The organism is Mucilaginibacter gotjawali, from assembly GCF_002355435.1.
Taxonomy (GTDB): Bacteria; Bacteroidota; Bacteroidia; order Sphingobacteriales; family Sphingobacteriaceae; genus Mucilaginibacter; species Mucilaginibacter gotjawali.
Genome location: NZ_AP017313.1, coordinates 32,742 through 45,441, shown reverse-complemented (window position 1 = coordinate 45,441; position 12,700 = coordinate 32,742). Strand labels below are relative to the sequence as shown.

Sequence of the window (12,700 nt, the reverse complement as noted above, 5' to 3'; positions counted from 1 at the left end):
ATAAATTGATTTAGCGGCCGGGCGGGAATTCGCTCAGCCGAAGGATAAAATCACTCAGGAGGTGAGATCAGTAGCAGCCAGGATTGGACAGGGTAATTACTCATGTTCCATTCCTTCCTGCCTGGTTTGTGAAACCCTGTTCGCCTCGTGTACTATATAAGCCGCGGCCACGAGGTCGATTAACTGATCGAAGAACAGGGCTACTTCTTCATCGGACAGATCTGCTTTAATATTGCAGTCGCGTGTTACCCAGCACTGAAATACCTTCCAAAAAAATTCGCGGGCAGAATCCGGTGTATTTGCCTGAAAAAAGGCATCCATCATCTTTTTTAAAGATAATTCAGACGTGAAATTGTGTTTTATAATTGCCGCTTCCATACTATTGCTAATTGGTAAGCCGGCCAGCGCAAAAACGCCATAGGCGTGGACTCAACTTACCGACTTAGGGCACCTGAGAGGCCCACCCACGATAAGCGAGCCCACACCTATGGCGTGGGCATATCACTTATCATCTCGCGGGATTGAAATTTCTCAGGTTTCTAAGTCGAGATAAAAGCGAATGCTTCTTATTGATTGAAGTATCGCAAAACAAATATAATCTTTTTTCACAAATGCGGTATGATAAATCCGCAAAAATTTAAATATATTAAAAGAACTTCAACGAGATTATTTTAAAATTAATTGAAAAATAACTTTAAAGACTTACAAGAACGCTTTGGAGACAATCTAAAGAAGATAAGAGACGCGAAGGGTCTTTCTTTAAGAGCGTTAGCAGCTAATTGCGATCTGGATGACAGCCAGATTTCGAAGATTGAAAATGGAAAAACAAATATTCAACTATCTACAATCTTTGAATTGGCAAAAGGGCTGGGAATTGAGGCGAAGGAGTTGTTGGATTTTTAAAATTTAATAATTTTAAAATGCGCCGCGAAGTATACAAATCCCCAAAGAACGATTAAAGCTATCGTATAATATATTACCTTTCGTCTTCTGGCATTTCTTTTATCAGTACTTTTTGCACTATCATCCGGTTTAATCTTCATAGTTAAGTTCTCCAAGAATAGATTAACAAATATAGCATAGTGTGGGTATATATACCCACACTTTTGACTCTCAAAAAGACAATTTTCGTTGCAGAAATCTTTGCGGATGGCAAGCGAAAAACAAAAAGAGCATTTAATTCAATTTGGGAAACACCTGCTCGCGCTCCGTAAAAAACAAAACCTCTCGTACAGGAAATTTGCGCAGTATTGCGATATTGATTATGCTGATGTTAAGAAATATGAAAAAGGGGAGTTAAATATGACCTTTTTGACTATGATTGAATTTGCGAAGGGTTTAAATATTCCTTTGAAGGAACTGATAGATTTTTAATAAAAAATAGTTTTTCAGGTGCTATTTTATTTTTCTTGGTTTAACTGTTTTTTTTGACTTAAAAAAGGGATTTATTCATTGAGCTGTTGAATCAAATCGTAATTATACCCGGACGGTTTACATGATTAGCCAATTGGGCCGTAATATCCAGAAGAAGATTATTTCTTAAGCGATACTTGGGAGCGTCGGGAAATTTAAATAAAAACTCCTCGTTCGTAAAAGACCTGACACAGCGAAAATCAATCAATATAAAAGAATAGTCATCAAATTTCATGACGGGACATCCATCATACCGGTAATCGCCGTCACGAAGATGTTTTCTCAAAATCTCTTTTGGGGTAAGTATCCCGTAAGCCATACGTGAATAGTTTTTCTCCTGAGCGTAATCACAGGCGGGAGTAAGATCTACACAAATCAGCCTGGTCGTTTCCTTTTTTAAAGTTTTCGCAGGTTCTTCTTTTATATTACGCTGGATTATTTCCCTGCCTAATCCGTTAAGCTCCATAATGTAAAGGTTGCCTGGATAAAAATGCTTAAACCCGGCGTCGGAAGAAAGCAGATGGATTTTGGTATGAAGTTTCATCCGCTCTTCATCCGACAATCCGCTTCCGGCCTGCCTTATTTCTTCAAGATGGATCGTCCGGCTTACTGCCTGAAAATTTTTTTCGACGGACTCAATCAGATTGGTATTAATCACATCAACAGCAAGTTCCAGAAGCTGAAATCTATCCAGCCCTTTTATAGCGTCATGTCCGGCCTGTCCTTTAGCCAGCTGATGCAGCATTCCGGACATATTGGTATCCCATTTCCCGTCCTTTGAAAAGATGGAGCATATCTGATTGGTTATTGAGCCAGCCGCATTGTTAACGGAAGACTCCCATAGCATAAATGCGTTTAAAGCGCTGAATTGCTTTATTTCCTTCGTCAGTTCGGTACGTATATATTCCAGCCCGTCTTCTTTCGCTTTGGCTTTGTTAAGGCTGAGTATTTTAAGCGGTTTAAAATCGCTCAGCCCATTTTCAAATTCTTTTTCGAGTTCAGCCCGGTATTTGTCCTCCTTTGTGCTCCAGTAGATTAAAATATAAAGACTATGGGGCATAAGCGTTTGTTTGAGGCGCTGGGCAATGGGCCCGATTATATTTCTGGGATTAGGATTATTGGTGACCAGCTCCAGGTCCAGAAATACCAGTCTGACGTTTTCAACCGGCTTTTCCGGCAGGTCGTCACCATACTCATCGTGGTAATAGAGGTATGGTATTCTTTCTTTGGAAAGTATAGATAACAGGCCACTGACATCTTCAACCTTGTCATCAAAAACAATTACTTTCCCGTTATTCGGAAGTATCATGTGATAAGAGTTTAATTTTCAGTACCGTAATTGCGCCCCGTTGAAATTCTGCCGGCAAATCATATTCATTGGCTTCCGGAAATCTGACGGACCCTTCCTGAACCTTCATCACCTCGGAAACGATGTGGAGCCCGAGTCCGATGCCATTATTTTTAGCCGATATAAAAGGTTTGGTCAGCTGGTATTTCGGGATGGTAAATCCCGACCCGTTATCGGCTATTACAATTTCCAGATAACCAGGCTCATTATGAAGAACATCAATATATATCTTCTTATCAAACGTTTCACTGGTTTTCGAGAGCCGCTGACGTTTGATCTCCAGCCAGTGTATGGAATTGTCAATTACATTCATCACTGCTCCCATAAGCAGGCGCCGGCTGCAAGAGATCATGTGACTGCCTTTATAATTTCTATAGGCTTTTATCAGTTCGATATGGTGTGCTTCCATCCGGTACCCTACGTTAAAAGTAGCTCCGTTAAGGAATTTGACAACATCTTCTTCCTTAGTGTCGGCCTGTTTCAGAAGATCACTGTAGCTTTCAATCAACTGGTCAAGATGGTTTACCAGACCGAGGATTTTGTCCGGCACCTGCTCTCTTTGAACAGCCAGGGTTAACTCAGCGATGACCTTCTGAACTTCGTGAATCCCGACCGCAAGTGTCAGGCCGGCTCCGGCACTGGTCAGCAGCGTTTCATTGATAAAATTATAGTCATCCTCAATTTTCTGCAGATGCTTGTTTATTTCTTCTTTGAGGGGCTCGTCCTCTATTCTTTTTTCGATAAGCAGGTGAAGCTCATTTAAATGATGTAATACCGGTTCCTCCTGTTCGGTCGGATTGTACTTATTCCTGATCTGATCTTTATCTATCTTCCTGAGCGTTTCGACAAGATTTATCGTATGCAGGATCGCTCCGCAGAAATCATAAAAGGCCTCATTTTCAATAAATCCTTCCCGGTTGGTCTTTTCAATTAAGGCGGTACTTTCCGCAATTTTCAAATCAATTACGGCCAGAATAAGGTTATTGCTTATCCGTTTTGCCGGAACATTTACCCTTCTCATATCCAGATTCAGCCAGTCGTTCCCTTTCTCGCCGTATTCGTTGATACGGATATTATCGCGGTACACCCTGATTCCGCCCTGTTCATCGAGATATTGTTTCAGCAGCGTTATTCCGGCCTGGTTACCCAGTTCCAGTGTTTGTTTATCCCGGTCGAAGATATATCCTTCAAAAGTGATCTCTCCGATAGTTTTCGGCTCTTTTTCTGAACCATAGTTTTTCGCCAGATTTATAATGACTTCCTTTTTAGGATTGTCGGGATCTCTTTTTACAAAAGTTTCATTATCCTGAATATAATCCTCTTCCTGCGTTACCTGGCGTTTTTCGAGTTCGGGTAAAGACTCCCATGGCGAAAATTCATAGTTAAATTCGCGGATAGTTGTTCCGGAAAGTTTACATTTAAAATGCCAGAGGGCAAATTTTTTGATGTCATCCCAAGTAGGTAATCCTTCCACGAGTGATTTATCATCAATGTTGATATCTACTGTAAAATCACCGGACTTTTTAAAGGGAGAATTTAAAGTAAAGACAGCCCTGTAGAGATCCCGGACCATTCGTTTATCCCAGTCCGTCCGCAGATCAGATATAATAATCCTTGTTCCTTTACGGTTCCGCAGAAAATATTCCGGGGTCCTGATAAAGACTTCAAACCGGGCATCCTTGAGGTATTTCTCTTCGCTGAACTTATTCCAGTCAATACGTACCACAACCTCGTCTTCTCCTTCCTTTCTGCTGATCAGCTCTATTTTATTGCCCAGCTTGTGAACGCCGAACCGGCCGATGCCTTTTTCACCGATAGGAAGTCTATTAAATTTTTTTGAACGTTGATTTTTCGCAAGAAGCTGGGCCTTATAATCACTTCCGGGTTCAAGCCAGACATTCTCGATAATGTCAATGTTCATGCCTTCGCCGTCGTCAGTAATATCGATCCGCCCTCCTTTCTTGTCAGTAATCCTTTCGAGTTTTACAGTTACCTTTTTTGCATCCGCGTCGTAGGAGTTTTTGATCAGCTCAAGCAAAGCGACATTCTCATTTTTGATGAGCTTATCGCCCAGCTGCAGCAGTAACCTGGCTCTTGGCTGAAAAAAGTTTTTGTTTGAAGACGCCTTCATGAATTGTCCTGCTGATTTAGATCTGTAAACATATGATTAAACTAAATTACATCCTTTTCTTTAGTTTATTTTTTTTCGGAGACATTTTAATAATTAATGTCAATTTATCTCGTATTTTATTCTACGCATGTATACCCGGCAATTGGAACAGCGCATGATATGGTCTGTTTCCGTATTTACAACTTTGGAACATTCTCGATTCGACGCCAGTAGTTAGGATAATTAAAACTTCATTCCAAACTTTTTCATTTTATCCAGGCACTGATTGATAACAGACAATCTTTTAATATCAATCTGCTCTCCCTGTTTTAATTTTTTTATCACGGTTTTAACTACACTTATCTCATTGAAATTCAAAACATTTGTCTGCCCCCCTACGTCGATCACTTTGCTCCAATCATTTTCATTTAATAAATTCAACCGGTTATAGATTTCGGATGTGTTTACGGATTTAATATCCTGATATCCAGATAAAGACACAATATATTCTGAAGTGACACGCAAGGTGTCAAACTGGTCCAGAATCGATAAGCCCTGTCTGATTTCGGTTTCACTTAATGCGCCCATTTTAAAAATCTTGCTTTTAATATTGGCCGCGAAATTTTTCTGAATAGTGGTAAAATCATTTCTTGTTAGCAACCACTTTGATAAGCCGTCCCAGAAAGCAAGACCCAACTGTGTGATTTTTTCTGTCTGCTGGTAATGCTCTGCTTCTTTAACTTTATCCGTTTCTTCCGAATATCTCGCTGCAAACTCCGAAGGGGTTAACAGATATCCTTTGAGGTTGTCCCGGTTTAGGTCAAATTTAAGTTTGACCAGATCTTCCCAGCAATATTTTTTTCTGGCGAATTCACTTACCAATGTATCTTCCGAACTGATCAGATAAACGTAAGCATGCCGGAGAAGTCTTGTGATTTCTGTTTGTAGATTTTCATCGACGCTCTGCTTATTCCATATCTTACCCAGATCGATGAGGTTGTCCGTGAGATGATAAAGCAAGGCCAGAGCGTATGTCACCGCAAATGAACGGATATTAGTATCTCCAACCGGATCTTTACCTTTCCGCCCGAAAAGCTCCTCCGTTTTTTTAAACAGAATGGCATTGGCGATGAGGTCCTGATAATATACCCTTCCTGGCATTTTTTTTGCAAAATCCCTTTCCACCATTTCCATAAATTTAGGATAATTTTTTTCCGCTCCCAACGACACCAGATAGGGCAGGCGGTTCCATGTATTCATTAGTTTCCCAATTTCGGATTTTACAAATTTCTGATCGGTAGGGTAACGGATCTTAAAGGCTTCCTGCTTGTTTTTATTCGGCTCTTTGTTGTAAAGCTCTTTATACTGCCCTTTCACCCGTTCGAAAAACCAGATGGTCTGTTTGTTATGGTCATCGGGATCTATGGCATAAGTCGTTCGCGATAACTGTTCGATGCGCTGTAAGTAAGGATGGTTGGATGAAAGATCCAGATCCGAAACTTTATTCTGGCTGTTAGCAAACTTCGAAATATTCGGCACTTCCCGGTTTTTGAGATCATGATCTTTGATCACAGTAAGTTTCATCTGAACATAAATCTGGGATAGGCTTAACTTATACTTTTTTTCCGTGTGAAACAGCGAAGCGGTCGTCTGACCTCCGTTTACAATCTGGAAATCCTTAATTGATTTCAGCGTCAGCTGACCCTCTTGGAGTTCAGTTTCCACCTCGGATGCCGTTACGGCCAGCCCATTATTATAAGGCAGAAACATATAAGGCTTATCACCCCTGATCGTATCTCTTATTCCCTTATTGATACTGCCAGTTTGTTGCAGGAAGGCCCGGACATTGCTTTCCAGTAGTCTTGTTGAATAATTATCATACAGAATTGATAGTATTTTCCCGGGTAGTATAGCCAGGTAGCATTCATAAACTTCATTGTCAACCGGCATTTTCAGGCAGGGTACCGACTCCGGATATATTTCCGAAAACTTAATTTCTATTGGTTCCCGGTTATCTTTTGACTGGGAAAGGCGGTGAAACCGCTCGATATCCCATACGTGAAATATGATTTTAAGGTCTTCGAAACTTTTGAGCCGGAAATTTGACGGCGGATCATGGGCAATATTTCCATTGGATAGCAGAAAAATATTTATTCTGTCAAACGTTTTATAGTGATCGTGGATCAACTTCGCCAGCGACCAAGCAGTATGCGAAGGATCGATTTCGTCCAGATAACCCTTAATAGAGGCATTTGCAAATTTTGTACTGTATTTGATCAGGTCTTCAAATTCAGCTTTTTTCACATTATATAAATCATTGGTGTCCCGGTAATGGGTGATAAAAAGGTCCAGTGTTTCAAACCCATCCCGTATTGCATAGCCGTTGATTTTAAATTCTATGTTGCCCCTGTCATTTGGTTTGGCGTAATTACAGATCACCATGCCCTCTGTTTCGCCGGCTTCCGAGAGCTGGTCCAGCATGTATTCGGTAAACTTGTCCTCCTTTAAAACGCCCTGTCCGTCAGCGTAGACCAGTGACTGTATCTCATGGAACAGGTTATGCAGATACTGATCAAGTTCAAAGTTTACATTTTTGACAACGGTTAAATTTTCTTCCATAGTGCTTAATAAGAAATTTCTGCAAATAGTTCTTCCGGGGAAACTTTGAAATCAGCGCATGCGGAAGTATCGATCTGATAGGTAACGTGATGAACGCCTTCTGGGATAATCCGGGGAGTGATGCATGGGAAGCCCTCTATGACGCTGTATATTTTGATATCCCTTATATGGTATTCCCTATTTTCATATTGCCGGTAATGTTCATCTTCATAGCCCGCCTTTAGCAATTTGTCATTATACATATCGGCTAATTCATCTGATGATTCAAAAACCCGGCGCAATTCACAAACAAGGCTATTCAATGTAAGCAAGTGCCCCTTCCTTTCGTCAATAACAACAAGGTAAATAAAAAGCTTCGACAGATTCTGCGCAGATAACTGCAGTTCGTTTGATACCTGAACAAACGGATGGTTTGCTGCTGTTGTTTTTACCTCCACGCCGGTGCCATTGATGATATAATCCTGATTTAAAGCATCCGGACCGTTCCAGGAATCAAGCGCAACCTGATAATCAACACCCTGTTGTGTTAGTTGCTTCAAAAATACAGTTCCCCGAATAGTCCCTTTTGCTGTTCAGCACTTAAACCTTTCAGGTTAAGATTCTCAAACATTCTTTTCCATGAACTGATCACTCTGAATGTTGCCGCTATCGCTTCCGTGACTGTAGCGCACTCAGCAATTTCTTTTAATATATCCTCGGTCAGCAGGCAAAAAACGCCCGAAAGGCTGTCTTCCATAAGAATAATAGCCAGTTCCCGCAGATCCGCCAAAGGAAGGATTTGAATTTCTACTCCCCTGAAACGCTGAATCCTGAATTCAGGAAGGACAGTTTCGGCTGAAAAGTCAATCAGGAAAGAGCGGTTTCGGGTAATCCCGTTTGTCGCAACGAAGCATTGAATAGCCGGAATCTCATCGATTCTGACTTTAACAAACCGTTGCTTGTCGCCGGCCTGACTGTCCCATATAAGATCAACGCCATAACTCATACTTCTTCGTCATTATCGTCATCTTCCTGCGTATCTTCAAAGCCGGGTTTAACCTGAGCCGCAAATTCAACCAGTTCTTCATTGGCTATTTTTGGGAAGGCCAGGTAAAACCCGGTTACCGGAAGCCTGCCAACGCCATCTATTTTAGCCGGATCAAGCGGATAGATCACCAGAAGGGCACGCCCGCTTTCCGCACGTGCTTGGTGAACAAGCTTTTTTGAAACACTGGATTTTCCTTTTTCTGGTTTCAGATTCAGATCAAAATAAGTGTCAGGCGGATCCTGAATATTCTGCTTGGACAGTTCATAGAATTTTCCTTTGCCTACGTCCCCGCGTTCTGTTAATCCTATCTTCGTAACACCGAGACCTTTAAATTCCACATCAAAGGAATTTTCCGGCTGAGTGTTAGACCGGATAGCTATCGCCCAGTTCATCAGATTTCCTTTTTTAAGTTGTTTACGGATATAACCGCCCAGAATATCCTGCCGGATATTTGGTTGTTCCGTCTGATAGCTTTCTAAAAAGCCAATGACCGTTTCTGCTATATCTCCGGTCCAGAATAGTTTGTTAGGCTGACTGGTATTCGGCGCCGACAAAGAGGCAATCAGTGCCTTTACTGTGTCCCAGTTTTTCTTTATGACCACAGGATCTCTTGGAAACTCGTAGGTCTGTTTAACCGCTCCTGAAAATCCGACCTGGATTTTTTCATGAAGCCGCATTTTGGAAGCTGAAGTTATGCTCAGCAAACCGGAATGCGTCCGGACTTTCAGCCTGTAATCCTTTGGCCTCCTATTACGGGCAGCCATTTCATCAAAGTCCGCACGCATTTCCTGCGTGGCCACCGTGATATGCCGGTACCACCTGATCAGCAGGTCTGTAGTATAAAGCCGGCACAAATCAACATATCCGGGCCTGTAGCCGAACCAGCGGCCCATTTGCATAAGGGAATCATACATGCGCGATGTCCGGAGATAGTAACTGACAGAAAGTCCTTCGAGTGTTATTCCCCTGGCAAGACGGTTACCACCAATCGCAATTACAGACAACCCCGTTTTTTTATTTAAGTCATAATTGATTTCAGCCACATTATGATAATCAAGCTGGCTGGTATTTTTAGTGCCATGAACAGCGCGCACTTCTATTTTAAGTACAGCCTTTCTTAGCTGCGCCTTAACGTCTGTCCAGTCATGAATAACAATAGCCGGGTCTGAATAGCCAGGCAGGTTTGCTAAAGTTTTTATGGTGGTCGGTATAAAGTCTCTTTTGTATAATGTTTCCAGCTGCGTAAATATTTTTCCTTTTCCGGATTTAATCTGACCACGGTAATCATCCATGATATCATCGACAAGTTTGGCTATTCTGTCTATCCATTTTACATACAGCGCTACATGAACCAGCATGGAATTGTGTTTGGTTTCATGTCCTCTAAGTTTTCTGATCGCGCACGTCAGAATGAAGCATTGCACGGCCTCATAAAGCGATGCGGGTACATCGTCGGGAAGATTATCCTTGTTCTTTTTATTGATACTTACCGGAAAATATGGCTCCTGATCTTCTGCCAGTCGGACAATATCCAGTCCTTCACAGCCCTCTCCTGTTTCCGGGTTCTCGTAACCAAAAATCCTTTCTGCTCCGATGTAGTTGGAGGGTGCCGGAATATTAACGATAAAATCCCTCGGGAACAGATCTTCCCCGACCAGGAACTGCTTTCCGCTGATTGTAGTTTCCAGATCGCTGTTCCAGGCTTCGGGAATAAAGATATTGGCGTACGGTGTGGCTGTGTAGCCAATGAATGATTTTTTCTGAAATAAGTTTAGCAGGGTACGGATCAGTCGGTTAATGGTGCGGATATCATTGATGTCCTTACCGGAATTGACTGAAGCGTTATCGGCTTCATCGTCAATAACCATTAAAGGTATATTGATAACTTTAAGGGTTCCCTCGTCTGTTTCGATTGCAAATCTGGACAACCATTCAATCAGATTCTCTAAGATGCTTTTGTTCTTTTTAATCACTAGTACGGTGGGATTCTTGCCGCCGACCGGTACATTTAGGCGCTCTGCAATGGCTTTTTTGAAATCCCCGTCCTCTGCCGATGAAGTATAACTGTATATTTCCGTATTGACGCTGAATAAGCCCACGCCTGTCTTTACTTTTTTATGCTGTTCAATAAAATCCGCACTCTTCCTGCCAATAAAACCTTCGTCCACCCTGAGCTGGGTTTGCCTCCTCAGACTGTTGTGGATACCTGCGATCACGATGATCAGTTTGTAACCGGCGTCCACGCTTTTATTAATCAGACCGATAAAGTTGGAGGTTTTGCCGGACTGAACGTGACCAACTACCATCCCTCTCCTGTCCCAGCTCCCCGGTACCGACGGATCAACACATTTGTCCAAGATCTTATCAGATAAATCATCAAGGCTGCGAACGGGAAAACCAGGATCATTCGACTTCATGTGTGCCGCGTAACGATCCCACAAAGGCCAGTCTTTAATAATGCCCTTTTTGTCCGCGAGCCAGGGTCTGATATCGTCATTAACCAGAAAGGTTGCATCACCGGTGTAAACCTCGTAATCAGCTACCAGCTGATCAATCAGTCTCGATTTATCAATGTTGCTGTAATTTGGAATCGCTAAGGCGTTTTCTACTTCTGCTTCTATAACAGCCTTGGTAATCTTGTCATAGGATGCCAGAAATATATGGGTTACATTCCTTGCGGCTTCAAATAAATCACTCATTTTAGATATTCGATAAGTTGTGGGTACTGATTAAACGGTTCTATATTAAGAATTTGCTTTACAGCGATTTCATTTCCAACCCCCTGTTTTATGAGCGCGTCAAAAAGTTTCACGGCGAGCGCGATCACTGCGTCATCGGGGGCGGTGCCGGAAGTTCTTAATTCATGTATGCCAGGATCTTCACTCTGGTAGTAAATAATAGTTTCAATCGGAATGTTCTTTTCAATCAGCTTTAACAACTGACTGATGTTGCTTTTTTCTTCCGAATCATCGCCTGTCAGTTGTTTGATAACCGGGTGAGCGCGGTTGATCGTATAACTTATACCATCTTCCCGTGTTTTTTCCGCTTTCCACACCGGTTGAAATTCGAATTCCGGCAGTTCGGGATTTCTTTTCAAAACTGTACCCCGGAAATTATAAACCTTAGCTGATTCCTTTACAGCTAGGCTTCCCAGCCTGGCCAGATCTTTTCTAAGCTCTACGGGTGGTTTGGCCGTGGATTTTTTAATATCCAGTACCCACTCATGGTCCTGATCATTGGTAAAGTCAATGCTCAGACGAGCCAGTTTCGAATGTTCGTTTCTGGTAAACATGCCCAGCCAGTCGCCAGCTACCAGCATCCGCTGATTACGGTAAATATAAAAACCCTGCTGCTCGTACCAACCTTTGGGTCCTTGTCCGGTCTTACGCTGCTGTTCATCCAGGCGGGACATGTGCGGCAGAATGAACGCCCGCACTTCCGTATTACCCTTACCCAGATATTCCGGTCCAAGCATGACCGAGCCAGCTTTAAGCATAAAAGGATTCCAGGGTTCGACGCGCACGCTATTCAGCCATAGTTTAATTTTTTTGTTTTCCAGAAAACGGTGAAATATCATCCCGAGATGTACTTCGAGATACTCCATTTCTTTTTGAAAAATCCTGCGTACAGCATCATTTTCACTGCTTGCGTTTCCAACAAGTTTATCCAGCTTTTCCCAGATGACTACGGTACCCTGAGCGGATTTATTCAGCCGGTCGGTCATGCTTTCCTGTGACAGGTAATTCAGGAGAATCCAGTTCTGAACTTTATTGACATAGTCAAGATCCCAGCATCTGTAAACGATTTGCTGCTGTGCTTTTTTGGTCGCTACCGTTAGCCGTTTACATTGTGAAAATGACGCGGTTTTCAGGCCCATGCCAAACCTTCCGAGGTCATTTTCTCCACGTTCACTTTCAGGGTCCTTGCTACCCGGCGTCAGCGCATCCACAAGTTCCATTAAATCCATCCCGGTACCATCGTCAGTAATGACCAACCCCGAATCTCGGCCCGCCCAGAAATAATCTATCCAGATATTGACAGCACCTGCTGAAATACTATTATCAACAATGTCTGCCACTGCCGTTTGCAGCGTATAACCAAACGACCGGTAGGAATTAATGGTAGCTTTTGGCTTTGGCCGGGCTTCTTCAGAGGCGTAAGCGTTCAGACTTTCGAGATCCAT

Annotated in this window: 8 protein-coding genes and 1 pseudogene; 2 read left to right on the top strand and 7 right to left on the bottom strand. The window is 42.4% G+C overall.

Features of this window, described 5'->3' with window-relative positions:
• Window positions 1-96: 96 nt before the first annotated feature.
• Window positions 97-378: a hypothetical protein gene (locus MgSA37_RS00235; RefSeq protein ID WP_096349279.1), complete on the bottom strand. Its 282-nt coding sequence runs from the start codon at window positions 376-378 to the stop codon at window positions 97-99.
• A gap of 303 nt (window positions 379-681) precedes the next feature.
• Here MgSA37_RS00235 and MgSA37_RS00230 point away from each other — a divergent pair, with 303 nt between their 5' ends.
• Together MgSA37_RS00230 and MgSA37_RS00225 are read left to right on the top strand one after the other, a co-directional pair.
• Window positions 682-903, top strand: coding sequence for a helix-turn-helix domain-containing protein (locus MgSA37_RS00230; protein ID WP_096349278.1), 222 nt, complete (start codon window positions 682-684; stop codon window positions 901-903).
• A 246-nt stretch (window positions 904-1,149) separates the two neighbouring features.
• On the top strand, window positions 1,150-1,374 hold the full coding sequence (locus MgSA37_RS00225; RefSeq protein WP_096349277.1) for a helix-turn-helix domain-containing protein: 225 nt from the start codon (window positions 1,150-1,152) through the stop codon (window positions 1,372-1,374).
• 91 nt (window positions 1,375-1,465) lie between these two features.
• On the opposite strand, the gene MgSA37_RS00220 is transcribed toward MgSA37_RS00225, so the two are convergent.
• The 6 genes and pseudogenes from MgSA37_RS00220 to MgSA37_RS00190 form a co-directional block, all read right to left on the bottom strand.
• Window positions 1,466-2,722, bottom strand: coding sequence for a hypothetical protein (locus MgSA37_RS00220; RefSeq protein ID WP_096349276.1), 1,257 nt, complete (start codon window positions 2,720-2,722; stop codon window positions 1,466-1,468).
• Window positions 2,706-4,892, bottom strand: coding sequence for an ATP-binding protein (locus tag MgSA37_RS00215; RefSeq protein ID WP_096349275.1), 2,187 nt, complete (start codon window positions 4,890-4,892; stop codon window positions 2,706-2,708). Before MgSA37_RS00215 ends, MgSA37_RS00220 begins: the two co-directional genes overlap by 17 nt.
• A gap of 222 nt (window positions 4,893-5,114) precedes the next feature.
• On the bottom strand, window positions 5,115-7,490 hold the full coding sequence (locus MgSA37_RS00210) for an AIPR family protein (protein WP_096349274.1): 2,376 nt from the start codon (window positions 7,488-7,490) through the stop codon (window positions 5,115-5,117).
• A 5-nt stretch (window positions 7,491-7,495) separates the two neighbouring features.
• Window positions 7,496-8,475, bottom strand: a pseudogene (locus MgSA37_RS28920) (PD-(D/E)XK motif protein).
• The gene (locus tag MgSA37_RS00195) at window positions 8,472-11,216 is read right to left on the bottom strand and encodes a Z1 domain-containing protein (RefSeq protein WP_096349271.1); all 2,745 of its coding nucleotides are present in this window, start codon (window positions 11,214-11,216) and stop codon (window positions 8,472-8,474) included. Before MgSA37_RS00195 ends, MgSA37_RS28920 begins: the two are co-directional and overlap by 4 nt.
• Entirely contained in the window at window positions 11,213-12,700 is a 1,488-nt protein-coding gene (locus MgSA37_RS00190; RefSeq protein ID WP_096349270.1) for an ATP-binding protein, read from the bottom strand. The genes MgSA37_RS00195 and MgSA37_RS00190 overlap by 4 nt, the downstream gene beginning before the upstream one ends.

Bases quoted from the DNA above. Each gene is read 5' to 3' on its own strand.
- MgSA37_RS00235 (WP_096349279.1), bottom strand. From the start codon at position 378: ATGGAAGCGGCAATTATAAAACACAATTTCACGTCTGAATTATCTTTA.
- MgSA37_RS00225 (WP_096349277.1), top strand. From the start codon at position 1,150: ATGGCAAGCGAAAAACAAAAAGAGCATTTAATTCAATTTGGGAAACAC.
- MgSA37_RS00220 (WP_096349276.1), bottom strand. From the start codon at position 2,722: ATGATACTTCCGAATAACGGGAAAGTAATTGTTTTTGATGACAAGGTT.
- MgSA37_RS00215 (WP_096349275.1), bottom strand. From the start codon at position 4,892: ATGAAGGCGTCTTCAAACAAAAACTTTTTTCAGCCAAGAGCCAGGTTA.
- MgSA37_RS00210 (WP_096349274.1), bottom strand. From the start codon at position 7,490: ATGGAAGAAAATTTAACCGTTGTCAAAAATGTAAACTTTGAACTTGAT.
- MgSA37_RS00195 (WP_096349271.1), bottom strand. From the start codon at position 11,216: ATGAGTGATTTATTTGAAGCCGCAAGGAATGTAACCCATATATTTCTG.
- MgSA37_RS00190 (WP_096349270.1), bottom strand. From the start codon at position 12,700: ATGGATCTCGAAAGTCTGAACGCTTACGCCTCTGAAGAAGCCCGGCCA.